Below are 26607 nucleotides of genomic sequence, written 5' to 3' on the forward strand. Positions count from 1 at the left end.
TCTCCGGTTAGTCCTGTTATTCCGGTCGGTCCTGTTACTCCGATCGGCCCCGTTTCTCCGGTTGGGCCTGTTATTCCGGTCGGCCCCATTTCTCCGGTTAGTCCTGTTATTCCGGTCGGTCCTGTTACTCCGATCGGCCCCGTTTCTCCGGTTGGGCCTGTTATTCCGGTCGGCCCCGTTTCTCCGGTTGCTCCTGTTATTCCGGTCGGCCCCGTTATTCCAGTCGGGCCTGTTGCTCCTGTTGGAATATAAATCGGTGGAAGAATCGGAAATGTAGGTCCAATATTTTCTGGTCCTATCATCTCCTTATTCAATGATAAATTGTCATTGCGTTTCAATTTAATACCTCATTCCACATGTTTTTTAATTCATACACATCATTATGACCCTATCATTAAAGAATAACTTTATAACTATTCTCTTTTTTCTCCCCAAAGAATTATTACATATATTAAACATTTTACCGTTGCTATAACCGCTTTAATTAATATAATAAATTAATCATTCTATTTAAAAAGTACTAAATCTATAACATTCTTATTTAAAAAGATGAGGTGATTTATATTCATGATAATAATGAAATTAGAAAAAAAGAAATAATGTCAATGGCCCTTGACATTATTTTCCCTTACAGGCTTACTGGACCTACGGGGCCTACTGGAAGTACTGGGCTTACCGGAAGTACTGGGCCTACCGGAAGTACTGGGCCTACCGGAAGTACTGGACCTACCGGAAGTACTGGGCCTACCGGAAGTACTGGTTCAATCGTTACAACAAACTCTATGTTCGCTAATAATACATCAGGTGGTCCTGTTTCAGTCATATTAGGAGGAACAAACATTCCACTTTCAAATAACCAAAGTCTCGGTAATTTTACAGTTAACGCTTCAAATGACGTATTTACAATTCCTGTAACTGGAAGATATCATTTAACCTATCAAGTTAATATGACAACCGCTCTACTTGCTGGAACTAGACTACTATTAAACGCTTCTACGCCAATTCCTGGCTCTATTTTTTCTCCCGCTTTATCAACTTCAAATTATAGTAATAATTTAATTACTAATTTAAATGCTGGTAATACAATTTCACTACAATTATTTGGTATATTATCCGTCGTGAATTTAGTTGGAGGTGGATCAACAGGTGCCTCTCTTACAATTATACGAATTGATTAAAAAATGATTCATTCTTTTTATAATAAACAATCTAAATACTCAATTGATAAATATTACGATAGTGATTACGTAACAAAAATAAATTGTACTATATCCATAGTAGAAAACATCTATACTAAATTTTCCGTATATATATTATCAATTTACACTTCCCCCATGTCGATGTTACATTAAAGATGAAGATCGTTTCTTCTTTACAGACCATCTCAATATGTATTTGAGGAACATCTCCAATCCTATACGCGAGAGCAATACTATATTGACACTCAATTGAGTGTCTTTTTTTATATTCAAAAAAATAAAACCATCTCTTATAGATGGTTTTAACAATACACATTTACTTTTACTCTTTATATTATTGCCAGCTTATAAAGCTGGATAATAAATAGTCATACTTAACCGAGTTAATGTTCTTCCTGAATTAGTATAAGTATGCGGTCTATCCGCCTTAAAGCGAATTGAGTCTCCATTATTTAACGTATATTGACAATCATTTATATCAATTGTCAATTTCCCTTCAAATACCGTTATAAACTCTTCTGTTCCTTCTTTATGCGCTTCTGAACTTAATTTCCCTTCTGTATCAATTTCAACCATATAGATTTCAAAATTCCTATCATCTTGGAAAGGAAATGAGGGATACACCTTATATCTCCCATTGTCTTCAGACAATACTTGAACATCATTTCGTAAAACTACTTTCGTATCAGGCTGTGGATTATTAATTAAAGAGGTAAATGATACTTTCAAACCATTAGCAATTTTCCATATTGTTGTTAGTGTCGGGCTTGAATCTCCTCTTTCTATCTGTCCAATCATTGTTTTACTTACACCTGTTAATTGAGAGACCTTTTCTAAACTTAATTTTTCTTTTTCACGTATTGATTTTAAATTTTTTGCCAGAATAAGTTGAATTTCTTCCATAAAAAACACTCCTACACTGTATACAATATAACGACCGTTATGTATAATAAAAAGCACACGTTATATTGTTCTTTTTGGTCATTATAACACACAAAAAATAGGGGGTTTTGAAATGCCTATATTTTCTTTTTTGTTATTTGTATTTATAAGTAGCTTCACACCTGGTCCCAACAATTTCTTAGCTATGACATACGCAAATCAACATGGATTAAAGAGAAGCATAAACTTTTGCTTTGGAGTAGCATTCGGTTTTTTCATCCTCACTTCTTTATGCAGTTTCTTTAATATTGTATTAATTAATATTATCCCTATAATTGAATTTCCTTTAAAAATTTTAGGTGTCGCGTATATGCTATATTTAGCCTTTAAAATAATTACTAGTAAAGGCGGTGCCGGTCACAATGAAAAAAATAATAAAAACTTATTTACAGTGGGTATTTTCCTTCAATTTATTAACCCTAAAGGAATATTATTCGGACTCACAGTAGTCTCTACTTTTATACTCCCTTACTACAATTCATATTCAAGTTTTCTACTTTTCTCATTATTTCTAGGTATAGTCGGTTTACTGAGTACATTTAGTTGGAGCCTTTTTGGTTCCATGTTCCAAAAACTTTTATTAAAACATAATCAATTATTTAACATCATTATGGCTGTTTTATTAGTTTTCAGTGCCGTTTCAATCGTTATGCACTAATTCGATGCTCATTTTAGATTTTGTACTTTTTAATACCACTCTTTATCATTCAGACTACTTTACATACTAATCCATCCACATACCCTATGTGGTTTAAAACTTTTAAGAGGAGACCTTCTAACAATAGGTTTCCTTCCATATCATATTAAATAAGAAGCAGGTTAAATACGGAGGTGATTTTGATTCAGACTACTTTAATTTCTCATTTTTACAATGAAGAATATTTACTTCCGTGGTGGTTAATGCACCATACAAAGCTATTTGATCATGGCATTCTTATTAACCGTGGATCCACTGATCGTTCAGTTGAAATCTGTAAAACATTCGCTCCTAATTGGGAAATACGAAACTCAAAATCATTCGAATTTGATGCTTATTTAGTTGATCAAGAAGTTATGGAAATTGAAAGAGAAATTACAGGATGGAAAATGGTATTGAATACGACAGAATTCCTGTGCTGTTATAATAAAGAACAATTTTTCAAATCACTTAACACTATGGGCGGCAATATGTTTTCAATAAGAATGATTATGATGATTGATGAACCGACTCATGGCTACACTAATCCAAGATATAGCTCTCCGCTTGTTAAACAACGTTATCACGGCATAATAATTCAACCTAATCCAAACCAACTATATCTTAACGGTAGATTAATTCACAATAATTCGCATGGGAACTATAGAGTCGGGAGACATGGTTCGCATTATCCTTATAGCATTTACATGGAACCTGCTTTTATTTTTAAATTTTTTTATAGTCCATGGAACGATGCAATGAAAAAACGAAAATTACAAATTGGGCCGACTCTTTCTCAACATAGTGTACGACGCGGATTAGGTTCTCATCACATAACAACAATTGAAAAATTAGAAAAAAAATACAAATACTATGCAACCTTAACTACGGATCTCCGGTTATTCCCAGAATACCAAATTATATTTCCTGATCTTTGTCCTTAATGTCATGAATATTTAGTTTCGACATCCATCCGTTTTTTATTAACATACCAACTCCAACTAAATACTTTTCTCTAGTAGAAATCTGAGCTAGGACGCTTGCAGCACGCAAACTCCTCTTATTTAATCTCGTATCTCTAGCCTATAATCTTTCATACCATTTCATTAAGCACTTGATGTTGGATCAGAAATAAAAAATCGTAATTCATTTGGAAAATTTTCAATTTCAGATTATATATCTTCTAAAACAAAAAATTCAAACAATAGAACCTAAACTAATGTTTGAAGTTATGGCTTTATTTTTTTCTTATTATTCACTTTAAAATCTTTTTATAATAATATTGGAAAATACGGTATAATATAAATTACTGTTCTTTAGGAGGATCACAATGGCTGATAAGTATAAATTTTTTATTCTCATTGTTACCGCATTTTTTTCATTCTTTTCTTTAATAAAAGATTTCCGCAACACTTCAAAAAGTTTCTTTTGGGGTAGTTTTATCATTCTTACAAGCTTCATGATACTATTAATACATGCTCTAGATTTAACTCAAATACTTTTTTATCCAAAGCAAATTGCGCTTGAATTTATTACAATACCACGTAAATTATTTCTACCATCTGTCACTGAGGCCGCCAGTTTCCCTCCAACACTAAGATAATAATTTGATTAAGAGCTCTTTCTAAAAGAGCTCTCTTTTTTAACATAAACATACCATATACAAAATCCAACCTTAACCACTTAATTACTTATAAGAACCTAACTTATAAAACGCATAATAATTATACTTATTTACTAGTATACAAGCCGTATCTCTTAGTAGAAGCACAGCATAATATACGATACAGGACAAAACTTTCAAAAAACTTGTCTAAGTTAATTCTCAAAAAGGGGTGAATATAAATGCCTATCGTTAAACCTTTTATAGCCGGAAGACGATTTGTAAGTACAGCCGCAACAGGAACTGCTGCTGGTGCAGATTTAACTTTTGCTAACACAGACTTCACTGATGACACTGGTGCTGTAACAACATTCCCTGCTTCTTATGCCTTTTTAACACTTTATATTAATGGTGTTATTCAAACAGGTGATACTATTACTGGTGTGACTACTACAGCTGCTACTATTGTAGGAGGAGCAGTCCTAGATGGAGGCACTCCTATCGCAATTGAATTTACTATAACGTAAATTTAGTTGTCTTTTTAGAGGTTTCATTGAAAGAAACCTCTAATTTTAAAAATTCACATCAATTTTAGTAGCAACTACATAATACAGTGCACATACTAGATAGAATGATAGAATTTTATACTCACTCTCAAAAAGAGCACTTATCTATAGCGATCTTTTATATAGCGCAATAATTTTTCGCCTATTTGCTCTTGGAGAACCGACTAAGCAGTTAGTTAAATTAGCTAACTGCTTTTTCCATATAGTATTTATTATTATTCATAGCTTTATCCGTAATAGTAATGCTTGTGCACTATCTACTATAAATTTTCATATATTGTATTACGCTTGTCCAAAATGTGAAGTTAATACTCACGAAATCTAAATACAAGAAAGGAGTGAAAATATGCGCTCATCCATTCGTAAATTCGCTAATTTTAATTGTGAAGCACAAGCACCTAGTTCACTACCTGCCCTAGGTTTTGCCTTCAATGCTACTTCACCTCAATTTGCAACATTATTTACACCACTACTATTACCTAGTACAGGCCCAAATCCTAACATTACTGTCCCTGTAATTAATGATACAATTAGTACTGGAACTGGTATTAAAATTCAGGTAGCTGGTATTTATCAAATTAGCTATACATTAACGATTAGCCTTGATAACGTTCCATTAGCCCCGGAAGCAGCTCGCTTTTTCTTGACATTAAATTCATCGACTAATATTATTGCAGGATCCGGATCCGCAGTCCGTTCTAATATTATCGGAACTGGTGAAGTCGATGTATCAAGTGGGGTCATTCTAATTAACTTAAACCCTGGTGATTTAATTCAAATTGTCCCCGTTGAAGTAATAGGTACAGTAGATATTCGTTCTGCAGCGTTAACAGTTGTGCAAATTCGTTAATAAAGTGAAACTTTAATCAGCCCTCACCAATCGGGCTTTTATGGGCAGTCCAGCCCCCACCTAACTTCTTTGCTTCCGCTGAATTTTAAGGTGGGGGTCTTACTGTCCGGCAAATAGCAGGATAAAAACAAAAGACTTAGCTAATTAACATTTATTGTTCCTTATACACAATATCTTTTTATAGATTTGACACACATTTATATTAAACAAGCATATTTTATTGTATGACTATATAGTCATACAAATCTAAAGCGTTCATAAAAGCACACTTATATGTGTGCTTTATTTTTAATTAAAACCTACAACATTCTCACACAATATCCATATATTATCTTGATTCCTCTCTAAATGTATGGTTTGTCTCAGAGCGCTTTTAACAGCGCTCTTTTTATTTAAACTCCGATTTTTAAAGTTCGATTTTATGATTTACGTTATTATACACATGCTACGCTACTTTTGAAACAAGGTATACATCCAAAGACTGTAAGTGGACACTTCAGTTATAAAGATATGTTCATAACATTAAATCGCTATTCACATGTTTTGCCTGGAATGCAGGTGGATGCTGTTAAAATATGTAGTGAAAGACCATTTGGATAGTAATATTTGCAAATATAAAAAATGCGGTTTCTCCTCTCAAGAGAAACCGCAACATATCAATGCTTTTACTATATTTTAAACTGACTCGTATACAAATCAAAATAAAACCCTCTATCTTCCATGAGAGATTCATGATTCCCTCTTTCTAAAATATTTCCATCTTTTATAACAAGAATTTGATCTGCTTTTTCAATTGTTTTAAGTCGATGAGCGATCACAAAACTTGTGCGACCTCTCATTAAATTATTTAGTCCTGCTTGTATTTGTAATTCTGTTCTTGTATCAATATTTGATGTCGCTTCATCGAGAATTAATATATCTGCATCTGCTAAAATTGCTCGTGCAATCGCTAGAAGTTGTTTTTGCCCTTGACTTAAATTCGATCCTTCTGAAGCAATTTCTGTTTCATATTGATTTGGCAAATGCTTAATAAAAGAATGTGCAGATGCTGCCTTAGCTGCAGTGATAACTTCTTCATCAGTAGCATCTAAGCGTCCATAACGGATATTATCCATAATCGAACCAGCAAATAAATACGTATCCTGTAAAACTACTCCTATTTTACTTCGTAAAGAATTAATATCATAATCTTTTATATCTTTTCCATCAATATGAATTTGTCCTTGCTGTATATCGTAAAAGCGAGTTAACAAATTAATGATTGTTGTTTTCCCTGATCCAGTCGGACCAACTAAAGCAATTGTCTCTCCTGGCTGCGCTTTAAGACTCACTTCTTTTAAAATCGTTTTATTTTCTGCGTAGCCAAATGAAACATTCTCAAGTGCAACATGCCCTTGTAAATTTTGTACAACGAATGCGTCTTTTTTATTTTGAATTTCTGGTACCTCATCCATAATTTCAAAAACACGTTCTCCACCAGCAACTGCCGCTTGAATTGTATTCATTAAAGTCGCAAATTGACTCAGCGGTCTTGAGAATTGACGAGAATAATTAATAAAAGCCGCAATAACTCCTACTGTTGTCATTCCGTTTAAGACCATAACTGATCCAGTCCCAATGACAAGGCCCATACCTAAATTATTAATAAAGTTCATACTTGGAAAAATAAAAGCTGAAAATGTATCAGCCTTCGTAGCTGAAACTCTTAGCTGTTCATTAATTTTATTGAAATTTTGTACAGTTTCTTTTTCTTTTCCGTACAACGTTGTAACATCCGCACCTGTAATTGCTTCCTCAATAAATCCATTTAATTCACCTAAATCTTTTTGACGCTTCGCAAAGTTTTTACCACTATATGCAACTAGTTTTTTTGTAACGTAAAACATAATAGGTACTGTAATTAAAGTTACAATTGCTAAAATCCAATTTAAGGCGAACATTGCAATCGTTACACCTATAAAAGTTAATGCTGATGAAATAATTTGTACAACGCTTTGTGTCAAAGCTTGATTCAAATTATCTATATCATTTGTCACACGGCTCATTAAATCACCTTGAGAACGCACATCAAAGAACCGTAAAGAAAGCGTTTGGATTTTCTCAAAAATATCTTGTCGTATTTTTTGAATTGTTTTTAATGCAACGTTAATCATGACAAACGTTTGTAACCATGTTAAAAGTACAGTTACACCATAAATCGCGATAAGTAACATACACATTCTTGCTGTACCACTTAAATCTTTCGGTACAATATATTGATCTATAATGACTCCCATAAAATAGGGACCTAATAATCCAAGTAATGTAGTAACAACGACTAGAAATATAACAAACATAAGAGCAGCTTTTTGATAGCCCATATAGTTCCATACCCGCATTACAGTTCCTTGAGCATTTTTAGCTTTTCCCATCTTTGGGGTGTTTCGTCCAACTTTATTAGCAAATTGCCCTTGAAAATTACGCATGTTCTTCCCCACCTTCTTTATCTAAATTACCACCTTGGGAAAGATAAATTTCCTGATAAACCTCACTTTGTTCTAACAATTGTTCATGTGTACCATTGCCAACTAATTCACCATTATCTAATACAAGTATTTTATCCGCATCCATTATGGAAGAAATTTTAGACGCAATTAATAAAGTTGTTGTGCCTTTATATTTTGTTTTTAAAGCTATTTGAATAGTAGCCTCTGATTTTGCATCAACTGCTGATGTAGAATCATCTAATATGAGAATCGGTGGCTTTCTCACAAGTGCCCTTGCAATTGATACACGTTGTTTTTGTCCACCTGATAGATTTGTCGCGCCTTGTGTTAAATTATATTGATAAGATTCTTCCAGCTTATTGATAAACTCAGTCGCACAAGCTGATGCAGCTGCTACTTCCAGCTCGTCATGTGTTGCATCTTCTTTACCATAACGTAAATTTTCTTCTATACTGCCTGAGAACAACAACGCCTTCTGAGGTACAAACCCTATTGAAGCACGGAGTTTTTGCAAATCATATTTTTTAACATCTATTCCATCTATACATATTTCACCATGATCCACATCATATAGACGTGGTAACAGTTTCGCTAAGGTAGATTTACCACTTCCAGTTGATCCAATAATCCCTACTTTTTCACCTTTTTGTATGCTAAACGAAATATCTTTTAAAACGTATTCATTATTTTTCGTATAGCTATAACTAACATTTTTAAATTCGATATTTCCTTCAATTTTCTCAGGTTCGATCGCATACGCTTCGCTTATAATATCAACCTCGGTATTTAACACTTGCTGTACACGATCCGCAGATGGAAAAGCTCGCGCAATTTGAATAAATACCATGCTAATCGACATAAGTGACATTAAAATGATATTCAAGTAATTAATAAATGCCAAAATCGCTCCTACTTGAAGCGTTCCATCGAATACTTTTTCTCCACCAATCCATAATGTTGCGACAATCCCGCCACTTACAACTAGCATAATGATTGGCATCATTAAAGAAATAAGTTGCACAGCTCGAATATTTATCTTCGTTAAATTTGTATTTACATTTCCAAATTGAGCGATTTCGTATTTTTGTCTTACATACGCTTTTATAACACGCACACCAGATAAATTTTCTTGTAGCTTTGTATTCACTTTGTCTAATGCCTCTTGCACCTTTTTAAATGTACCACTTGCTTTACTTGCAATTAAAATAATCGCAAGTAATAAAATCGGAACAACTACAAGTAATATTGGAAATAACTCTCGCGCTGTTACAAAAACAATAATTATACTTCCGATAAATAACAGTGGACCACGAACGAGAACACGTAATGTCATCGTCATTGCCGATTGAATGGAAGTGATATCATTTGTCACGATCGTTAATAATTTACCTGTTCCAAATGAGTCCCGATTATTACTAGAAAATGTTTCTATTTTCGCAAACACATCTTTTCGTATGTCTGTAGCGAAATTAACAGCTGCTTTTGTAGAATACATCATACACCCAAGCCCTCCAACTAAACCGAGTGCTGCTGCTCCTATCATAAGAAGCCCCATTTTTATTACATAATTTAAATCCCGATTTGCAATCCCAACATCAATGATATGTTGCATAATAGTCGGTTGAATTAAGTCCATCGCAACCTCAAGTACCATAAATAGCGGCCCAATAATAGCGAAGAACATGTATGGTTTTAAATACTGTAATAACTTACGAAATGATTTCATACATAATCTCCTTTTCCCATGAAATTACCACTGAATAATTCATATCCCTCCTTATTTAAGCTATATATTTTGTAATTTCTTTATTACTTCTATTATATTATGTAAATTAATATTTAACATTATTAAATGATAAGTATTAATGACTTTCTAGTCAATAAATGTGCTTTATATTATATAAATACAAAAACCGTATTCTTAATGAAAAGAATACGGTTTTTCATCTATATTTCTTCAATTGTAAAATGTAAAAACTCAGTCTCAAATCCCTTATTTTTAGAAGGACTACACGTGTAAAAACCTATTTTAACAGGCTCCTTCCCTATATCCTCCATTAAATGAGCGATTCTTATTTGTTCCCATTGATGGCCCTTTTTCACATATATTGTATAATCACCGCTTTTTCGAATAATTCGAAAACGAAGTTGTTGCTTAGATGCTTCAGTTGGATAATCTTGCGTTGACCAGTCAGAATATCCATTATTCGTTACGACAGCACCTAAGTGAGATGGCCCTTCAGGGATATATTCTAAAGATGTTTTTAGCCAACAGTTCTCCGAAATCATAACAAAAAGACCTGCTTGATCGAATTTTGAATTTGGATTCATACGTAACTGAACTTCAGCTTGAAAGTCTGTCATCATCTCATTATAAAATACATGACCATTCATTACTTCAAAACCATAATGTGTTTTAAGCCAAAAATCAGTTTCTGCTTTCGAACGGACAATAAACGCATGATTATCATTAATTTTATAGTATTCAGGTACATTCATTATAGTGAGTTGCTCAATATGTTCTGGTATATACGATATATTCATAGCTCCTCCATAATAAAGCATTTATATAGACACTTAAAACTCCGCTAATACTGGGAATTTATAACCTTTAAAATCTAACTCTTTATCACTTCGAACCATTAAATACTTGCTAGACTGTACTTCTGTAAACTGTACATCCTCAACCCCTAATTGATCCGGAGAAAAATAAAATTCGATTTCCGTAAACCTTTCATTGATTTCTCCACATAATTCATCTAAAACCGGAAGTACTGGCGCAAATACTCCAAATAATTTCAACTTTTCATTTTCTACTTCATAAACGATTAGAGCATCTAGTTTCTCTGAATAATACAATTTCTCATTCCATTCCGAATCATACATATTCAAATAAAATGAAGGATGGAAGTTTAAAGTTGAAAAACTATTTGAAAGTCTTTGGCTACTATCAATAGTTTCATGTATTAACTGTCTATTCTCTATATTATAGTAATCTAACTTTTTAAGTAGTGAATCGTTATTATTAATATTTTTATCATATGGTATAGTCATCAAATATTCCTGCACAACTTTAAATCCAAATGCTGTATATAGTTCAGGGTTTTCCGTAAACAATAATGCACATTCACATTTCTTATCGATTTCTTCTATCATTTTATCCATTAATTGTGTCATTAACCCTTGTCTACGGAAATTAGGGTGTGTCATTACTGATTGAATACCCGCCGCATTTATTTTTTCACCATTAATTAATAATGGGAGTGAAAATGCCGCAACATTTGCAATCACTTTATCTTCTTGTAAAAACGATAAAGCTTTATATGTATCATCCCAATATCCTTTATCCGAAAAATCATTCAATGTTTGAGTTTTAATTCCAAACACTTCTTCAAATAAAGGAAATAACTGCTCTCTTTTCGGTTCTTCTATTAGAAGACTTGCCAATTTTTCAACATTCCCCATGTTGTACCTCCAAATGTTAAATTCCATTAAATTAGATATACTTATATGACCTACTCTTAAAAATAGAGGTCTTACCAATCAATATACTATCATAAAACATAAAAAAAAAGTCTAATTAATTTTATGTTTTGACTATTTGAAAATAAGTCGAATAAAACAATATTAAGATTTCTGGATATTAATTAGTTTATTATATAAAAATAGCGCTTTCTAATTAGCTTTTACTAATAGAAATACACTATTTATAATAAAATATTTTTATTCTTTTATCCCTTCAAGTCTTTCCTTCGTATTAATTTCTTCTCCACTTATACGCTTTTCAAAAGACTTTCTCCAACTACTTGAAAGTGCATTTACTTCTAATATTCTTTTTACCCCTTCAATATTTTGTTTTTCCTTATGCATGATACGATTAGCAAACGCTATTGAAACACCTTTCGGATCAGACTGTAGACTTTTTAATGTATCGACTGATGATACCCATCCTTCTTTTAATACACGAAAATAAAATCCTGTATATCCTGTTTCTTGAAAATATAGTGGTAACTTTGGAATATTATATTTTTTTGCTAATTTAAAACAAGGTTGCCTTGGTTGTGTTACCTGTACGATTGCCTCTCCGAGCTCAAACGTATCACCAATACAAACATCCTCTTCGCGCATACCACTAACTGTTATATTTTCTCCGAAAGCCCCATATACAAGATCTTGATTCAATTCTTTTTCCCAGTATGGATAGTGATCACCAGTATAAACACAAACTGCTTTATCTACTCCTCCATGATGAACTAAGTCCGCCTGTCCATCTCCATTAAATTTTACAAAGGATAAATATACCGGTTCCTTTACTTGTTTCTTATTTATGCCTGTATGAATTACTTTTCCGCCGTATATAACCTCTTTTGGTAATCCTATATTTAAAGATAATAATTGATATTCATTAGCCATTCTATTTCCTCCTTTAAAGGTGTTACATGTATTTTCTCTCGATTAATTTTTACAACCCTCTCTGTTACATAAAGATGATTATAAAACCTCTAAAATCATTGTTCAATTCAATTATTTATATAATAATGATAGGTATAACCTATCATTATACTTGAGGTGATTCCAATCGAATTACGACAACTTGAATACTTTTTAGCTGTTTCAAAAGAATTACATTTCACAAAAGCAGCTGAAAAATTAAATATTTCACAGCCTTCACTAAGTCAACAAATACGTGCATTAGAGCATGAAGTAGGAATGCCACTTTTCGATCGAATTGGTAAAAAAATATCATTAACTGAAGCAGGGAAGATTTTATTATCACATAGTAAAACCATTTTTCATGAAGTCGAACAAGCTCGTTCAGCTATTCAAGACCTAAACGGATTACAGCAAGGTTCCTTAACAATAGGGGCTTTGTTAACCGTCGTAAATTATTTACTACCAACAGCTATTTTAAATTTTAATAATTTATATCCTAATATAGAGCTTTCTGTATTAGGGCTTCGTACAGGAGATATTCGTGAAAAATTATTACAAAACGAACTAGATATTGGAATTACATTTCTCCCGGTGCAAGATAAAGAGATTATCTCCATCCCTCTATACAAAAGCAATCTTACATTGGTCGTGCCCACTGGTCATCGATTAGCTGAACGTAATCATGTATCTATTGCTGAATTACAGAACTACCCTTTAATTCTTTTACCTAAAAATTTCTTTTTAACCGAACTAATTACATCTCATTGTCAAAAGTTAAACTTTAAACCAAGGCCAATTTTAGAAATTAGTACGATGGAATCTTTAATCCAAATGGTTTCCAAAGGAATGGGAATTACAGTGTTACCCAAACCATATATAGACTTTTTACAAAATAAAAACATTCAAGCTATTAAAATAGAAAACCCTACTCCAATAATTGAAATAGGGCTAATTTATAGAAAAGATAAATATATGTGTGCTGCAACTCGAGAATTTATTGAGCAACTAAAAATCACAGTACGTTCTTTCCAAAACTAAACAAAAGAGATTATCCTATGAAACCGTTTCACAACAATTTAGTAGAATAATCTCTTTTCAAAACAAAGTAAACATTATATTTAACTCTTATAAACTTTAATGTACCTTTTTAGATATTGGAATATATTTAGTAAAATATGCACCAACTAGCAATAATACAATTGAAAATAACCAAGTAAAAGCACCGCCAAAATGAAACCAATATGCAAACATATTTAAGATTGCAAGTGAAAAGAAGCAAATAGAAGTTACCGCACTTTTCAATCCTTTTATCCCAGACTTTTTTCTCTTTTGATAAGCAATATACATCGCAATGACAAGAAAAAAGATAAGAACAAATGGTAACGTAACTTTTAGTATTGATAATCCCTCCAGTATAAATGCACTCTTTACATCACCATCTTATCCCATTTATCTTTTAGGTATCAATTCATTCTTATCTTCCTTCCAAAAGTCAGTATAAGTTTTATTTTTAAAGTTCACGTTCACCTCAGAAAACGGCATACTTCCTCCAACTTTCAATGAATACCAGTCGTTTAAAAGTGGTGATCCGAAACAAATCTTCATTGTACGATCATGTAAATCGAATAATACAGAATGTAAAGTTCCAAACCATTCTTCATAGTTATGCACAGTAAGTCCAGCAGGATATTCTTCTTCTACTAACTTTTTTAAAGACTCTATGCTTACTTGTTCACATCTATTTAAATGCTCATGTAAAAGGTGATATCTCTTTGTTGATTGTTCTAATTTCCTATTATTTAATTTCTGAATTGATGAACTAACTGCATGGTTTGTTGATACAATAAAAGCTTGTTTTTCACCATCAATCGTTATTGTGGATTTATGACCGTCAAATATTTCAATATATGCTGCATTTAAAGGATCAGCTATTATTAAATTAATATTACTAGCAATTGGGATTTCTTCTATTAGTAACTTAGCTTCCTGCACATTTTTACATTTCTCCAACAACAATCGAATTACCGCAAAACATTGTAAACCACTCACCATTGGCTTTCTTAAACCTGCAATATTTCCTACTGGTTGACCACATGCTGAAAATGTAACAGCTAATCCATGCTCGTTTATCCCTTCCGTTCGGCCAAAATATTGAGTAGAAAAGCCACTATGTGCATACGCACCTTCAACATGAGTTGAACAAAAACGCATATCATCTATTACTGGTGACAAATCATAATTCCTTAATACATATGTGTGCTCTAAATCGGTCTTTTTAGGTAATACTGCACAATGACTACAACCTGCTTTCAATAGTGTTTGATAGTAATACATCATATTTTTTGAAGGAATTTTTAACACTTCACAAAACCCCTCAATTTCTTCATTTATGCCTGGACAATGTTTGTTTAGTATATTTCTCGATTCTGTCCAATGGTTATTAGATATTACATTTTCTTCGTGTATAAATTGCGGGATGAGATACGGATTTTGTTTCACGAATTCCCCTTGTTGCTTTCCAATCTCATAATAACTTCCTTTTAATGATGAAAAATACCCCTTTACTTGATACATCAAACTCCCCCTCACATTGGATATATCCATATCGTACCAAATGGATTTCATTCATCCTTGATGTTTTTTACTATCTTTCTTTAACACCATCCCATTTTAATATCTCCACTAATAATTATTTACTAGACAATTAAAGTTTTGTTAATATTGCTGTAATAGCTTTATTTCAAAATACAGTAGTTTGGATATCAAATGAGCAAAATACTTTGTTAAACCCACTTATAAGCAATCATCTAATTCATGAAATCAAAAAACTTATTTATCAAAATAAAAGGAGAATTTATGTATGAGTAGTTGCAAACCAATTGATAAATTAACTATTGAGGACCTAAAACAAAACCCCATTTGGGAATGGGCAATAGATGAAGAGGAAAACGAAGAACATGACGAAACATGGGTAAAACCAGCGGCAACTACTAATTTTACAGAAGAATTAAACGGTTCAATCGTACTAGGCGAATTATTCTTACATAATGGTGAAAAATCCCCTATGATGTGTGAAATTGATATTGAAGGTGACGAGGCCGTAATTCGTTCTGTTGTTTATTATAAGGAAGCAAAAAATGAGTATATTGCTATAGAAGATATTGTGAAAACGGTCGAAATGCCGTTATCGATTATTATTAATCTTACAATTCATGCAGAATCCAAAACCTTACGCTTCACTGCACATAAAGTAGATATTTATAAAAATTCAATAACGACTAATTTTAATTAAAGTCGGCCGAAATAAAGAAATCAATTATGAAATACAAACTGGGGAATCATTAACGATTCCCCAGTTTTTTAAACTATATTAAAGTATCCCCTTTTCCACTAAAGTCTCTGCGATTTGAACTGAATTCCAAGCCGCACCTTTTAATAGGTTATCGGAAACAATCCAGAGGTGGAATCCGTTTGGCGTATCAGGATCTTTACGTATTCTTCCGACAAATGTATCTATTTTCCCTTCTGCATATAATGGCATTGGATACAACTGTTCACTAGGGTTATCCTGCAAAATAACACCTGGTGCATCCATTAGTATTCCCTTGATTTCCGCAACGCTTGCTTCTTTTTCCAGTTCTATATAAACCGATTCTGAATGCCCCGATACAACTGGAACACGTACACAAGTAGCTGCCATTTTCAAGTTTTCATCTTCTAATATTTTCTTCGTTTCTTGAATCATTTTGACTTCTTCAAAAGTAAAATCATTGTCTGTAAATATATCTACTTGAGGCAGTACATTAAATGCTATTGGATAATGTTTTTTATCTTTTTTCACCGGTAATATATCACTCTTCACTTCTTCACCTGCAAGTATAGACTTAGCCTGCTCTCGTAATTCATGAATCGCATGAATGCCAGAACCCGATACAGCTTGATATGTTGAAACGATAATTCTTTCTAAACCAAATGATTTTCGAATCGGCTGAAGTGCTGTTACCATCTGTAGTGCTGAACAATTTGGAACTGCAATGATACCTTTATGCTGTTTTAAAGTGTGCGCATTCACTTCCGGAACAACGAGCGGTACACCTTGTGCCATTCGGTACTCACTTGTGTTATCAATTACAATCGCACCACTAGAAACTGCATGAGTTACAAATTGTCTAGATACTTCTCCCCCAGCGCTAAAAAAGGCAATATCTACACCTTCAAAGCTAGTTGTTTTTGCCTCTTGTATAATTATCTCTCGTCCTTTGAATCTTACTTTCTTACCAGCGGATCGTTTTGACGAAAGCAATGTAACTCCAACTATATTAAACTTCATTTCATTCTCTAACAGTTCAATAATTTTTTGCCCTACCGCACCTGTAGCCCCAACAACAGCTACATGATAGCCCTTTTTGATCATCTTTTCTCCTCCAATATCACCTGAATGAATATTTCTACAATTTCATTTTATACAGAATTTAATCATTTGGAAAATTAAAATACATGATATAATCATTCACAAATCATGATAATAAAAGAGGGATCGCTTATGGAAATGAGACATGTTAAAACATTTTGCGCCATTGTGAAGTATGGTAATTTTTCTAAAGCTGCGCACGCGCTAGGTTATGCGCAATCTACTGTTACAGCACATATGAAAGCTTTAGAGAACGATTTACATATTCCTCTTTTCGATCGGTTAGGGAAAAAAGTGCTACTTACAAAAGCAGGTCATCAATTTCATCCTTATGCATTAGAATTACTTTCAATATATGAAAAAGCGCAAGAAATCCCCCAAAATACAGATTATTTAGAAGGTACATTAAGTATTACATCTAATGAATCATTAGCGGTATACCGATTACCACAATTATTACGTACTTACAAACAGAAAAATCCGAAAGTAAATATCGTACTTGAAACAAACACAAATGAACAAGCATTACAAAAATTACGTGAAGGAGAAACAGACGTTGTCTTCATAATTGGAGAAAGTATAGAACATAATGATTTTATTACGCGTACTTTTAGTAATGAAACATTTGGATGGATTTTACCAGCTTATTCCGCTGCACATACAAATCCATTCCAGTTATTACAGGAAACTCAGTTCATTTTTACAGAACAAAGCTGCGGCTATAGGACAATGGTAGATCGTTTTTTACGTCAAAGCGGAAATATTCCAGCTAAAACATTTGAAACTTCCAATGTTGAAGTCATTAAACAATCTGTCATGTGTAAGTTAGGCATTTCAATTCTTCCTTATATCGTTGTACAGGAAAGTTGTCAAAAAGAACAACTATGTTTTCAGCCTATCGAAACTCCATCCGTTATTCAAAGTCATGTAATCTATCATAAATCCAGATGGATTTCCCCGGTGTTACAGTCGTTTCTTTCCTTACTTGAACGAGATTAAGATATTAAGAAGTACATTTAAAAAGAGTAATTGCCTAATAAGCAATTACTCTCTTACATTAATTAGTATATTATTTATTAGTCTGTCCGCCACCTGCAATTAATTTACTACCTGAATATGTACCTTTGTTCATAAACACTTGATTAATTAATTCTTTTTGCTCAGCTTCCGACATTACTCCTTTTCCTTCTCCTAAATTCCCACTTTGTAATTTCCAAATCTTATTGTGATCCCCATCAACCTTTTCATATTTTCCTTGTTTCCATCGTTCTAAAATTTCTACATATGTACTTCCCTGTACAAGATCATTACTCTTTACAATATCAATTAAGCTTTCAATCCGCTCTTGTGTAATAAAAATATAGCCCCACTTTTGATCAGCTTTCGCTTTTTGATGTGCCATTTCATGTAATGCTGTCTGTATGTTCTCATCTGTCCATTTAAAATTTTTATTAAAACCACTATTTGGCAATGAATAATTGCCATTCTCTAAAAGCTTTGCATCTTCTGCTTTTACGTTACTATCAGCTAATACTTCTACTGCTGGAGCAGCTGGTGATGCCTTTTTCGCAGCTGGTTTACTATTATTTAAATAATGCAGCATACCATATGTTAAACCTACTCCGATTACCGCCATACCAGCTAGAATACCGATTATTTTAAATAGTGTTTTCATCGCGCTTGTTTCCTCCCAAATATCTCTGTTCTGACTACCTAATTATTTTTTATATAAAAACTGTTACTTCATTTAAAATATCGCATCCCATCCCCTATCATATTATTTATATATACTTTCTCATATTGTATTTCTTTTTCTTTAAAATTGAAAGATTATTCTGTTAAATTTTGAAAGTATTCTACAAATTTTTCCTTTATATTTATAAAGAAGCAAAAAAACAACGAGTGCGTTCTACAACACTCGTTGTTTTTACTTTATGCACGATTTTCTTTTAACCACTTCGTAATAGCATCTAACCTCGAAACATCAAAACGTCTTTCTTCACACACGTTCAAATTTTTTGAGTTTCTCACTATTTCTAATTCATTATTTCTTACACTTTTCGCCTCAATTAATTTACAATACCCATCTGTAACAGTATTTAAATTTTCATAATAACGCTGAAACGATTTTGATATATGTAAATGTTTTTCAAAGTTTCTCCTTCTTTTCGTTTCATCATATACTTTCCGCTTTCTAAGTTCTTCATCGTTCGTATATAAATAAAAATATTGATCCGGAAAACCAATTTCCCTATTTAACATCTTTTCTTTATAAAAATTTTCTATTAAAGATAATGGCTGATTAAATATATCAAAATGAAAACACCAATTATAACTAAGTGGCTGAAATATATCACCATCGAGTATTACTAATTCATATTGCTCTGACTTCTGAACAGCTATATTCCAGCGCTCAACTTGTTTTTCAAAATACCATGTTCTATGTTCATTTTTTGGCCTTTCAAATAAAGAATTCACTTCAGGTATTATATAAGCACCATAATTCTTTTCTAATTCACGGCACGTGGTACTTTTACCAACAGCGCTTGCTCCCTCAAATGCTATTATCCCCATAGTTTCTCCTTCTTTCATTAACTAAAATTTCGTTGTTTCACTTTTCTTCCCCATAACTTTCTCCATAAAACAATTGAAGCGATAGTGAGCATGATTGTTGTAATGATACTACCTTCAATTCCAAACGTGCCTCCATGAAGGAATACGGGGCCATTTGTTGCAGGTTTAAATAACGGCGTTGAATATATGGTCATCCCGCTAACTGCAAAACCGTAGACGTTATATTGTGCCCAATTCCAAATGGAATGCCATGCGCAAATCCCCCACAGACTACTGTCTTTTAAAACGTAAAAAGCTGCAAATACACCAACTAATATTATATTCGATATTGAAAGAATTGTAATACCTGGATTAAGTAAATGAAGAAAACCAAATAAGAAAGACGTCACAACAATCCCAACCCATATACGACTTCTAACAGAAAGAACCGGGAATAACCAACCTCGTACAATAATTTCTTCTGTTGCCCCTTGTATTAAAAATGCGACTAAAGAACCTACAATACCCAATATAGCGGTTACTGTAATTTTTTATATTTGTAATGTTACAACTCCTGCTAATAGGAGTAAAATTACTGGTATTGAAATGAAAACAAATCCTATTAATGCACCTCTCAAATATTTTCTTATCCATTGATTCCCCCAAAAACCAATGGATGAAAATGATCTTTTCTCTACAAATCTAATCCATAAAAACACAAAAAATATTGCGCCGCCAAACGTTAATATCATCTCAATGTCGCTATAAATCGCCTTCATAAAAGTTGTTTCTGCTTTCGGTAAAATCAGCAAAAACAACATAAATAATTCACCTAAAGTTAAAAATATAATCGCGAGTATGACAGCAAAAACAGGATGAACTTTTCTTCTTCCTTCTTTTGCTGCTTCAATTATTTTAAATTGTTTATTTTGCAATATTCTATCCTCCTAATTATGGTACTCATCAGCAATATTAAAATAATATTTAGCCTTTTATTTAAACTTATTTTTTCATATAAATGATTTTTGTTTGGAATAAATTCAAATTAGGAATAATATATAAATAAAAGAGGTGCCTTTGTGCCTTTACTATTATCACCCAGATTAGTCAGTGGTATTACCAGCACTTGCTATTTCCCACCATTTGTTGTAAGATAGTAATTAAGGTCAATTTAACACTATATTTTCTTTGCATATTATCAAGTATCAATCAGGGACATTTTGTACTCCTTATGGGTTTTTGATAATATGTGAACTTTTATTTTCATTCAAATAAGGCCGATCATATTGTAATTTTTCTACTTTTAGGAGGCATTACCATGACATTAACAGGTAAAGTAAAATGGTTTAACAGCGAAAAAGGTTTCGGTTTCATCGAAGTTGCAGACGGTAACGACGTATTCGTTCACTTCTCAGCTATCACTGGCGACGGCTTCAAGTCTCTAGACGAAGGTCAAGAAGTTAGCTTCGAAGTTGAAGAAGGTAACCGCGGACCTCAAGCTAAAAACGTTGTAAAGCTATAATTCAAACAATAAAAAGGTTGTTACCAGCAAGGTTAACAACCTTTTTAATATATAACTAAAATTTTTTACATAAAAGGAGTGGTTACATGTATCGCAATCGAAAGAACGATGTAGCAGAAGTACCACCAGAACAAACCCCTGTTTGGGAATGTGAATCAGAGGATTGTTTAGGATGGATGAGAAAGAACTTTTCATTTGAAGAAGAGCCTAAATGCCCTTTATGTAAAAGTAGCATGAAAAGCGGAGAACGTTTATTACCTAAATTAGGTTAATTTATAATAAAAAAAACCTCTTTTAATTAAGAGGTTTTTTTTATTATAAATTTATGTCCTCAATATCAGTTCGCACTATAGAATACAATAATGCATCGTGTTGCTTATTTCCTTGATGAATATATCCGCGCAATAGACCTTCCTTTTGAAAGCCGATTTTAGATAACATTCTACAAGAAGTAACATTTTCAGGATATGTAATAGCTCCAATTCTAAACAAACCCAAATCTTTAAACCCATAATCAATAATTTCTCGAGCCGCTTCTGACGCATAACCATTTCCCCAATAACGAGGATGCAGGTCATATCCAATCTCAGATCGTTTACTCCATAATTGTAAATTGTTTAGTCCAATTGTTCCTATTAAAACGTTCGTTTCTTTTAACACAATTCCCCATCGTATTGCCTTTTTCTCAAAGTAATTTTTCGAAAAAGATTCGATCATACGTGAAGCTTGTCCAAACTCCGTAAAAGAATTCATACCGTAATAACACGTTACTTCATCCAATGAAAAGATTTCATATATTTTTTGACAATAAGATTGTTCTATTTCAACTAAACGTAAGCGTTCTGTTTCTAATATAGGAAATGCCATAGGATCACTCCTTTCTCTCTACTCATTCATTATATCAGAAAAAATATTTATAATTACTAAAGTCCTTATTGTTCCATAAATCAAACATTTCTAATGACGCATTCCCTCTTTATTCTATATACACGAATTGGATACCTTCTGATTACTACTCAAACATTACGCTATAATTTCCATAAATCGAATTTCAAATTATCAAGAACTGTAAAAAAAATTGTTTCTTCATTTTCTCCTTCCAAACAACCACCCTACCCCATACATTTATGGTAAAATATAGTTAATACATTATTTTATTGTGGAGGTGTAAATTTCCTATGTATATATTCATCGGCTTATCCCTCTTACTCATATTACTTATTTTTTTATTCGCAAAAAAATTCACACCAAACTCTTTCATGATGACTAACTTTAAAGGCAATAGCTTTAAGACATTTTCAATCGGTATTTTAATCGCTGCCATACTCTCACTTTCATATGGAACTTATCATGCAGTAACATATCAACCTAGTTATTTAGATATTAAATTAAAAAATCAAAACTACACTGTTTTCGGTAATGTAGGCGAATTCGGTTATTTCTCCGAAGAATTATTAAAAAAAGATACAGAAGTTCAACTATATTTCGTCTCTTGGAAAAAAATGCAGTTAAAAAATCCGGTAATACTTATAGAATATCCTTCAGGAAAACAAGAAACATGGAAGCCAAATATCGTATTAATACCGATAAGTAAATTACAAGAAAAACATGATATAAAAGATATTTATCAACTATCACCGTATTCATTTAAAGAATCTGGAGAAATAACATTAACAATAAAAGAAAACAATGTAAAAAACAATAAAATTTCCATTCAAATAAAATAAATAAAAACTGTTCCTTCATTTTGCTGAAGGAACAGTTTTTATTTATTCTACAGTATTATTTATTTAATGTAGCCATTATTTCATTGGCAATATTCTTTCCATTTCCAATACACGCACCAATTCCAACACCGTAATATGAGGCACCAGCTAAATATACATTTGGATAAAGATTTGTCATTTTTTCTTGCAATGCTTGAACCGCTTGATTATGTTCTAAATGATATTTCGGCATTAAATCTTTCCAATTTGTAACTTCAACTACTTCTGGTTCACCTTTAATTCCGAGACTCTTTTCAATATCATATAAAGCTACTCGTACTAATTCTTCTTCACTGTAATCCTTGATTGTTTCATATACCGGATTGGTACTCTTATAAAACATTCTAACTAATAATTTTTGTTTACCCGATGTATGTTTCCACTTTCGACTTGTCCATGTACAAGCATCACAATGTAAATCACTGTTTTCCGTTACAATAAACCCCGTACCGTCAGCTGGTAGTTGTTCATCTAGTATGTCAAATCCTAAATAAATACTAATAAGAGATGAGTTTTTAAATGTATTAAACTGCTCATTTAACTCATTAGACTGTAATAAAGTTTGCGCTATATCATGTGGAGCTGCTAAAACAACATAATCAGCTTGTATTGTTTCATGATTTGCAAAAGAAATCTCATATCGATCTTCTTGTTTACTTACAGCCGTCGTTATAGCACCTTTTTTTACGACAGTTTCAGTCAGCACTTCTTCTAAGCGATTAATTATCGTAGATAGTCCACCCTTAAATGATACGAATTTTTTATTTCCTGCTGATTGAAATTGTTTTTTATTCTCTTCAAAACCTTTAATAATACTTCCATACTTATTTTTATAATCCAGTAAATACGGTAATGTAGATGCCATTGTAAGCTCATTCAATTTACCAGAATATACGCCTGAAAGCACAGGAGCAATTTGTCTGTCCACTAACTCTTTGCCTAAAAAGCTTTCTAAAAATAGAGCAAGTGATGTATCTTTCGTAAACTCTTTATTTTTCGTTATGAAATCTTTTAAAGCTACGATTTTCCCCTTCGTTGAGACTAGCGTACTGCTAAACAACGACCGGGCGCTCATCGGTATCCCAAATATAGTATCAGAAGGAATCGGATGTAACATGTTTTCAGAATATATGTAAGAAATACCCGTTTCATTATATACCATTTCATCTTCTAAATTTAAATCTTTTATAAGCGGCATGACATGTTCATTACGAGCAACAATAGAATCTGCTCCGGATTCCATAATAAAATCCTTTTCTTCCACACTATGGATTTTACCACCTAAATACTCTTCTTTTTCAATAAGAATTAAATTTAAATCGATATTATAATCCTTTTTTAATTTTTCTAAATAAAACATAGTAGAAAGTCCCGTTATACCTCCACCGATGACAACAACTGTTTTCATATGTATTAAGCTCCTAACCGATACAATTAATAATTCCTTTATTATTATACCCAAAAGTCCTTATATTCGACTAGCAACTTGCGCGTTCTGTAAGAAATTAGACAATATATTCGAATAAATTTTTGGTTGATCACTATGCACTAAATGACCAGCAAACGGAATAACGGCAATATGAATATTTTTGTTTAATTGTTTAAACGTTGTAGCAGCTGTAACTTCATCTTCTGAATCTCCCCCAACAATACAAAGTGTAGGTATTTGAAGATTCGCTACTTCACCAGTTTCATCGTAAGGGTACCAATCTTTAACTTGCCACGATTCAAGCAATGCTTTCCAATCACTTTTTTCATGAATTTGATTCATATAAGTTACAACTTCTTCATTTTCCATCAATTGCTGGTGACACTTCGCTTCATACTCCAGAGACTCTTCCCAATTATCCCTCTTAACCGGAAATATACCTGAAAAAGTTAATGTTCTCACTTTCTCTGGATACTTTTTTGCAAATAATAAAGCGACTAATCCTCCTAGTGAAACACCAGCTATATGACATCTATCAATTTGTAGATGCTCTAACGTATCATATAAATCCTTTGCAGAACGTATGAAATAATCCTCCAATGCTCCTCCTGATCTTCCATGCCCTCTTAAATCAGGGCGAATGACTTGATAATTTTGTTCTCGAAAAAATGCTACCTGCTCTTCATATTCTACTAAACCTGTCATACCACCAGAATGTAAAAGTACGATTTGTTCCCCTTCGCCTGAAATGTGCGTAAATAATATCATAGTTCCCCCACCTTTAAAACGGAATATTCTATCAATTATTAGTATATAGTATACATTTGAATTTCCAAATAAAAAAGAACTATAACATTTTCACATCATGTCATAGTTCTTCCTATTTTAAAAACATAAAGTAATTGATTAATTTGTCTAGTTCTTGACTCAATGCCAATACTTTTTCATGTTGAATTCCATAATCCGATACTAAATATAAAAGTTCTTCTTTTTTTATTTCAATTACTTTTTCCAATTTCGCTAGTTCCATGTCGTTTTACATCTCTCCAAAAATAAAATGTATGTATTTCAGTATAGCCTACTTACATAATTAGTAAAAGTAAAATACGCATGTAAAATCTTACATATTTGAAAAAATAATATACTACTAACAAAAAAACTAGGTTAAACTTCCTTTTACAGATCATTAACGTTCATTAAGAATGAATAACATACCGGAATTTTTCTAATGTGATATCTTTATAATTTGGAGCTCTTTTTATATGATTAAAATAACTATATGAGAATTTAAATACATGACCAAAATCCCAATCGAATTCACTATAGTCTTTTATCCAAAATATATTTTCAGTTGGTAAAATATTTGCACGTTTAGATTGAATTAAAGGTAATCGATCAATAGGTGAGTGTAAAGTTATTTCCGTATTCAGCTTGAGCTTTTGGCTAGCTCTTAGTACGTATACTAGTTTTAAAAGCGGACGTATCCCTCGTTGAAATATATCTATATGTCCTAAATCGTACATTATATTAATTGCGTGGGAGTATGTAAGCAAATGCCCAATTAAATCATGATGTGATTCCGCTCGATAAATACTATTAAATTTCGATAACTCATTTAAAATGAACTGAGATACTTGTGTTGGATTACTCAATTCACTTTGTATCTCATCTTCAAAACTTAATTGTTTTACTTCTTTCGTCGTATAACCAATCCACGATCTACCTGGAATTGTTTTTCGAAATGATAAAATAAGAGTAGTAATCCCTTCAATTGCTTGATTATTACCCCATTTTTGTAGCTCTTTCATAGCTAATAAACTTAATGACGCATAAATGACGTTATGCCCCACCCAATGAAGTTCATCAATCGTTTGTTCTAAAGATTTTATAATCATATTCTCCGCAATCTGAAAATCTATTTCTTTTTTATCATCAATCATCTCACCAATTTTTTTCTTGCTTAGCATCATCCTTGTTTGCGAATACATATTACGAGCTGTTTCTTCATCAATATTATTATCTTTCATAAAAAAATAACTAGCAATTGCAGCTGCTCCAAAATGCGCATGCCAAATATCATTTGTTTCTTTTTTACATTGAGAAATAATTGAAAGGCCGCCTTTTAAAATACTTTTGTTTTCCATTTTCTTTCTCCCCTAATAAAAATCAC

General features: G+C 32.4%; 29 protein-coding genes and 1 pseudogene. 12 read left to right on the forward strand and 18 right to left on the reverse strand.

Going from position 1 to position 26607, the window contains the following annotated elements:
• A partial coding sequence (locus tag MRP26_RS28975; RefSeq protein ID WP_276576198.1) for an exosporium leader peptide-containing protein occupies positions 1–338 on the reverse strand: 338 nt, incomplete at its 3' end.
• Between the two features lie 216 nt (positions 339–554).
• Here MRP26_RS28975 and MRP26_RS28980 point away from each other — a divergent pair.
• Positions 555–1178: a BclA C-terminal domain-containing protein gene (locus MRP26_RS28980; protein WP_242807371.1), complete on the forward strand. Its 624-nt coding sequence runs from the start codon at positions 555–557 to the stop codon at positions 1176–1178.
• 366 nt (positions 1179–1544) lie between these two features.
• On the opposite strand, the gene MRP26_RS28985 is transcribed toward MRP26_RS28980, so the two are convergent.
• Positions 1545–2159: a helix-turn-helix domain-containing protein gene (locus tag MRP26_RS28985; RefSeq protein ID WP_130813712.1), complete on the reverse strand. Its 615-nt coding sequence runs from the start codon at positions 2157–2159 to the stop codon at positions 1545–1547.
• 55 nt (positions 2160–2214) lie between these two features.
• Between MRP26_RS28985 and MRP26_RS28990 the strand changes: the two genes are divergently transcribed.
• From MRP26_RS28990 to exsF, 5 genes are all read left to right on the forward strand, one after another.
• Positions 2215–2799, forward strand: a complete 585-nt coding sequence (locus tag MRP26_RS28990) for a LysE family transporter (RefSeq protein ID WP_197241522.1) — start codon at positions 2215–2217, stop codon at positions 2797–2799.
• Between the two features lie 179 nt (positions 2800–2978).
• The gene (locus MRP26_RS28995; RefSeq protein ID WP_197241519.1) at positions 2979–3761 is read left to right on the forward strand and encodes a glycosyltransferase family 2 protein; all 783 of its coding nucleotides are present in this window, start codon (positions 2979–2981) and stop codon (positions 3759–3761) included.
• Between the two features lie 386 nt (positions 3762–4147).
• Positions 4148–4420 carry a hypothetical protein gene (locus MRP26_RS29000; protein WP_000774115.1) on the forward strand — a complete coding sequence of 91 codons (273 nt, stop codon included), beginning with the start codon at positions 4148–4150 and terminating at the stop codon, positions 4418–4420.
• Between the two features lie 242 nt (positions 4421–4662).
• On the forward strand, positions 4663–4947 hold the full coding sequence (locus tag MRP26_RS29005) for a DUF4183 domain-containing protein (RefSeq protein ID WP_001123247.1): 285 nt from the start codon (positions 4663–4665) through the stop codon (positions 4945–4947).
• 385 nt (positions 4948–5332) lie between these two features.
• Positions 5333–5836 (forward strand): exosporium protein ExsF, encoded by a 504-nt coding sequence (exsF, locus tag MRP26_RS29010; protein ID WP_001257871.1) that lies wholly within the window; start codon positions 5333–5335, stop codon positions 5834–5836.
• Between the two features lie 668 nt (positions 5837–6504).
• Here exsF and MRP26_RS29015 read toward each other — a convergent pair.
• From MRP26_RS29015 to MRP26_RS29035, 5 genes are all read right to left on the reverse strand, one after another.
• The gene (locus tag MRP26_RS29015; RefSeq protein ID WP_242807372.1) at positions 6505–8301 is read right to left on the reverse strand and encodes an ABC transporter ATP-binding protein; all 1797 of its coding nucleotides are present in this window, start codon (positions 8299–8301) and stop codon (positions 6505–6507) included.
• The gene (locus tag MRP26_RS29020; protein WP_053564518.1) at positions 8294–10048 is read right to left on the reverse strand and encodes an ABC transporter ATP-binding protein; all 1755 of its coding nucleotides are present in this window, start codon (positions 10046–10048) and stop codon (positions 8294–8296) included. Before MRP26_RS29020 ends, MRP26_RS29015 begins: the two co-directional genes overlap by 8 nt.
• Before the next feature lie 221 nt (positions 10049–10269).
• Positions 10270–10866 (reverse strand): DUF1349 domain-containing protein, encoded by a 597-nt coding sequence (locus MRP26_RS29025; protein WP_053564519.1) that lies wholly within the window; start codon positions 10864–10866, stop codon positions 10270–10272.
• Positions 10867–10899: 33 nt separating this feature from the next.
• On the reverse strand, positions 10900–11787 hold the full coding sequence (locus MRP26_RS29030) for a GNAT family N-acetyltransferase (protein ID WP_050843558.1): 888 nt from the start codon (positions 11785–11787) through the stop codon (positions 10900–10902).
• Positions 11788–12045: 258 nt separating this feature from the next.
• On the reverse strand, positions 12046–12735 hold the full coding sequence (locus MRP26_RS29035) for an MOSC domain-containing protein (protein ID WP_001262982.1): 690 nt from the start codon (positions 12733–12735) through the stop codon (positions 12046–12048).
• A gap of 156 nt (positions 12736–12891) precedes the next feature.
• On the opposite strand from MRP26_RS29035, the gene MRP26_RS29040 reads away from it, so the two are divergent.
• On the forward strand, positions 12892–13794 hold the full coding sequence (locus tag MRP26_RS29040) for a LysR family transcriptional regulator (protein WP_053564520.1): 903 nt from the start codon (positions 12892–12894) through the stop codon (positions 13792–13794).
• Between the two features lie 96 nt (positions 13795–13890).
• On the opposite strand, the gene MRP26_RS29045 is transcribed toward MRP26_RS29040, so the two are convergent.
• The gene (locus tag MRP26_RS29045) at positions 13891–14154 is read right to left on the reverse strand and encodes a hypothetical protein (protein ID WP_140155603.1); all 264 of its coding nucleotides are present in this window, start codon (positions 14152–14154) and stop codon (positions 13891–13893) included.
• Positions 14155–14205: 51 nt separating this feature from the next.
• Entirely contained in the window at positions 14206–15330 is a 1125-nt protein-coding gene (locus tag MRP26_RS29050) for a C45 family autoproteolytic acyltransferase/hydrolase (RefSeq protein ID WP_000285230.1), read from the reverse strand.
• A 286-nt stretch (positions 15331–15616) separates the two neighbouring features.
• On the opposite strand from MRP26_RS29050, the gene MRP26_RS29055 reads away from it, so the two are divergent.
• The gene (locus tag MRP26_RS29055) at positions 15617–16048 is read left to right on the forward strand and encodes a hypothetical protein (protein ID WP_106825104.1); all 432 of its coding nucleotides are present in this window, start codon (positions 15617–15619) and stop codon (positions 16046–16048) included.
• A gap of 78 nt (positions 16049–16126) precedes the next feature.
• Here MRP26_RS29055 and MRP26_RS29060 read toward each other — a convergent pair whose 3' ends face one another.
• The gene (locus MRP26_RS29060) at positions 16127–17170 is read right to left on the reverse strand and encodes an aspartate-semialdehyde dehydrogenase (protein ID WP_197241518.1); all 1044 of its coding nucleotides are present in this window, start codon (positions 17168–17170) and stop codon (positions 16127–16129) included.
• Positions 17171–17299: 129 nt separating this feature from the next.
• Between MRP26_RS29060 and MRP26_RS29065 the strand changes: the two genes are divergently transcribed.
• Positions 17300–18166, forward strand: a complete 867-nt coding sequence (locus MRP26_RS29065) for a LysR family transcriptional regulator (protein WP_089170967.1) — start codon at positions 17300–17302, stop codon at positions 18164–18166.
• A 70-nt stretch (positions 18167–18236) separates the two neighbouring features.
• Here the strand turns inward: MRP26_RS29065 and MRP26_RS29070 are convergent, their stop codons facing one another.
• The 3 genes and pseudogenes from MRP26_RS29070 to MRP26_RS29080 form a co-directional block, all read right to left on the reverse strand.
• The gene (locus MRP26_RS29070; protein ID WP_053564524.1) at positions 18237–18842 is read right to left on the reverse strand and encodes a PRK06770 family protein; all 606 of its coding nucleotides are present in this window, start codon (positions 18840–18842) and stop codon (positions 18237–18239) included.
• 257 nt (positions 18843–19099) lie between these two features.
• Positions 19100–19759, reverse strand: coding sequence for a DEAD/DEAH box helicase family protein (locus tag MRP26_RS29075; RefSeq protein ID WP_139213228.1), 660 nt, complete (start codon positions 19757–19759; stop codon positions 19100–19102).
• Positions 19759–20655 (reverse strand): annotated as a pseudogene (locus MRP26_RS29080) (CPBP family intramembrane glutamic endopeptidase). Before MRP26_RS29080 ends, MRP26_RS29075 begins: the two are co-directional and overlap by 1 nt.
• A gap of 383 nt (positions 20656–21038) precedes the next feature.
• On the opposite strand from MRP26_RS29080, the gene cspD reads away from it, so the two are divergent.
• Both cspD and MRP26_RS29090 read left to right on the forward strand, forming a co-directional pair.
• Positions 21039–21242 (forward strand): cold-shock protein CspD, encoded by a 204-nt coding sequence (gene cspD, locus MRP26_RS29085; protein WP_000176366.1) that lies wholly within the window; start codon positions 21039–21041, stop codon positions 21240–21242.
• Between the two features lie 86 nt (positions 21243–21328).
• Positions 21329–21514, forward strand: a complete 186-nt coding sequence (locus MRP26_RS29090; protein WP_000286203.1) for a cold-shock protein — start codon at positions 21329–21331, stop codon at positions 21512–21514.
• Between the two features lie 43 nt (positions 21515–21557).
• Here the strand turns inward: MRP26_RS29090 and MRP26_RS29095 are convergent, their stop codons facing one another.
• The gene (locus MRP26_RS29095) at positions 21558–22109 is read right to left on the reverse strand and encodes a GNAT family N-acetyltransferase (RefSeq protein WP_000885398.1); all 552 of its coding nucleotides are present in this window, start codon (positions 22107–22109) and stop codon (positions 21558–21560) included.
• A gap of 311 nt (positions 22110–22420) precedes the next feature.
• Between MRP26_RS29095 and MRP26_RS29100 the strand changes: the two genes are divergently transcribed.
• Positions 22421–22969, forward strand: coding sequence for a hypothetical protein (locus MRP26_RS29100; RefSeq protein WP_000275232.1), 549 nt, complete (start codon positions 22421–22423; stop codon positions 22967–22969).
• 55 nt (positions 22970–23024) lie between these two features.
• Here MRP26_RS29100 and MRP26_RS29105 read toward each other — a convergent pair whose 3' ends face one another.
• The 4 genes from MRP26_RS29105 to MRP26_RS29120 form a co-directional block, all read right to left on the reverse strand.
• On the reverse strand, positions 23025–24416 hold the full coding sequence (locus tag MRP26_RS29105; RefSeq protein WP_197241515.1) for a protoporphyrinogen oxidase: 1392 nt from the start codon (positions 24414–24416) through the stop codon (positions 23025–23027).
• 60 nt (positions 24417–24476) lie between these two features.
• Complete coding sequence (locus tag MRP26_RS29110) at positions 24477–25205, reverse strand: alpha/beta fold hydrolase (RefSeq protein ID WP_001972536.1); 729 nt, start codon at positions 25203–25205, stop codon at positions 24477–24479.
• Between the two features lie 112 nt (positions 25206–25317).
• Positions 25318–25467: an aspartyl-phosphate phosphatase Spo0E family protein gene (locus MRP26_RS29115; protein ID WP_000417698.1), complete on the reverse strand. Its 150-nt coding sequence runs from the start codon at positions 25465–25467 to the stop codon at positions 25318–25320.
• Positions 25468–25633: 166 nt separating this feature from the next.
• A complete protein-coding gene (locus MRP26_RS29120) occupies positions 25634–26581 on the reverse strand; it encodes a hypothetical protein (RefSeq protein ID WP_029442276.1) in 948 nt (315 codons plus the stop codon).
• Between the last annotated feature and the right edge of the window lie 26 nt (positions 26582–26607).

It is taken from the genome of Bacillus sp. CCB-MMP212 (genome assembly GCF_022748145.1).
Lineage (GTDB): Bacteria > Bacillota > Bacilli > Bacillales > Bacillaceae_G > Bacillus_A > Bacillus_A cereus.

Coding starts and splice junctions, on each gene's coding strand:
- MRP26_RS29100 (WP_000275232.1), top strand. CDS start 22,421: ATGTATATATTCATCGGCTTATCCCTCTTACTCATATTACTTATTTTT.
- MRP26_RS29050 (WP_000285230.1), bottom strand. CDS start 15,330: ATGTATCAAGTAAAGGGGTATTTTTCATCATTAAAAGGAAGTTATTAT.
- MRP26_RS29120 (WP_029442276.1), bottom strand. CDS start 26,581: ATGGAAAACAAAAGTATTTTAAAAGGCGGCCTTTCAATTATTTCTCAA.
- MRP26_RS29110 (WP_001972536.1), bottom strand. CDS start 25,205: ATGATATTATTTACGCACATTTCAGGCGAAGGGGAACAAATCGTACTT.
- MRP26_RS29020 (WP_053564518.1), bottom strand. CDS start 10,048: ATGAAATCATTTCGTAAGTTATTACAGTATTTAAAACCATACATGTTC.
- MRP26_RS29075 (WP_139213228.1), bottom strand. CDS start 19,759: ATGAAAGAAGGAGAAACTATGGGGATAATAGCATTTGAGGGAGCAAGC.
- MRP26_RS29105 (WP_197241515.1), bottom strand. CDS start 24,416: ATGAAAACAGTTGTTGTCATCGGTGGAGGTATAACGGGACTTTCTACT.
- MRP26_RS29055 (WP_106825104.1), top strand. CDS start 15,617: ATGAGTAGTTGCAAACCAATTGATAAATTAACTATTGAGGACCTAAAA.
- cspD (WP_000176366.1), top strand. CDS start 21,039: ATGACATTAACAGGTAAAGTAAAATGGTTTAACAGCGAAAAAGGTTTC.
- MRP26_RS29035 (WP_001262982.1), bottom strand. CDS start 12,735: ATGGCTAATGAATATCAATTATTATCTTTAAATATAGGATTACCAAAA.
- MRP26_RS29090 (WP_000286203.1), top strand. CDS start 21,329: ATGTATCGCAATCGAAAGAACGATGTAGCAGAAGTACCACCAGAACAA.
- MRP26_RS29115 (WP_000417698.1), bottom strand. CDS start 25,467: ATGGAACTAGCGAAATTGGAAAAAGTAATTGAAATAAAAAAAGAAGAA.
- MRP26_RS29065 (WP_089170967.1), top strand. CDS start 17,300: ATGGAAATGAGACATGTTAAAACATTTTGCGCCATTGTGAAGTATGGT.
- exsF (WP_001257871.1), top strand. CDS start 5,333: ATGCGCTCATCCATTCGTAAATTCGCTAATTTTAATTGTGAAGCACAA.
- MRP26_RS29030 (WP_050843558.1), bottom strand. CDS start 11,787: ATGGGGAATGTTGAAAAATTGGCAAGTCTTCTAATAGAAGAACCGAAA.
- MRP26_RS29095 (WP_000885398.1), bottom strand. CDS start 22,109: ATGGCATTTCCTATATTAGAAACAGAACGCTTACGTTTAGTTGAAATA.
- MRP26_RS29015 (WP_242807372.1), bottom strand. CDS start 8,301: ATGCGTAATTTTCAAGGGCAATTTGCTAATAAAGTTGGACGAAACACC.
- MRP26_RS29000 (WP_000774115.1), top strand. CDS start 4,148: ATGGCTGATAAGTATAAATTTTTTATTCTCATTGTTACCGCATTTTTT.
- MRP26_RS29070 (WP_053564524.1), bottom strand. CDS start 18,842: ATGAAAACACTATTTAAAATAATCGGTATTCTAGCTGGTATGGCGGTA.
- MRP26_RS29025 (WP_053564519.1), bottom strand. CDS start 10,866: ATGAATATATCGTATATACCAGAACATATTGAGCAACTCACTATAATG.
- MRP26_RS29060 (WP_197241518.1), bottom strand. CDS start 17,170: ATGATCAAAAAGGGCTATCATGTAGCTGTTGTTGGGGCTACAGGTGCG.
- MRP26_RS29005 (WP_001123247.1), top strand. CDS start 4,663: ATGCCTATCGTTAAACCTTTTATAGCCGGAAGACGATTTGTAAGTACA.
- MRP26_RS28990 (WP_197241522.1), top strand. CDS start 2,215: ATGCCTATATTTTCTTTTTTGTTATTTGTATTTATAAGTAGCTTCACA.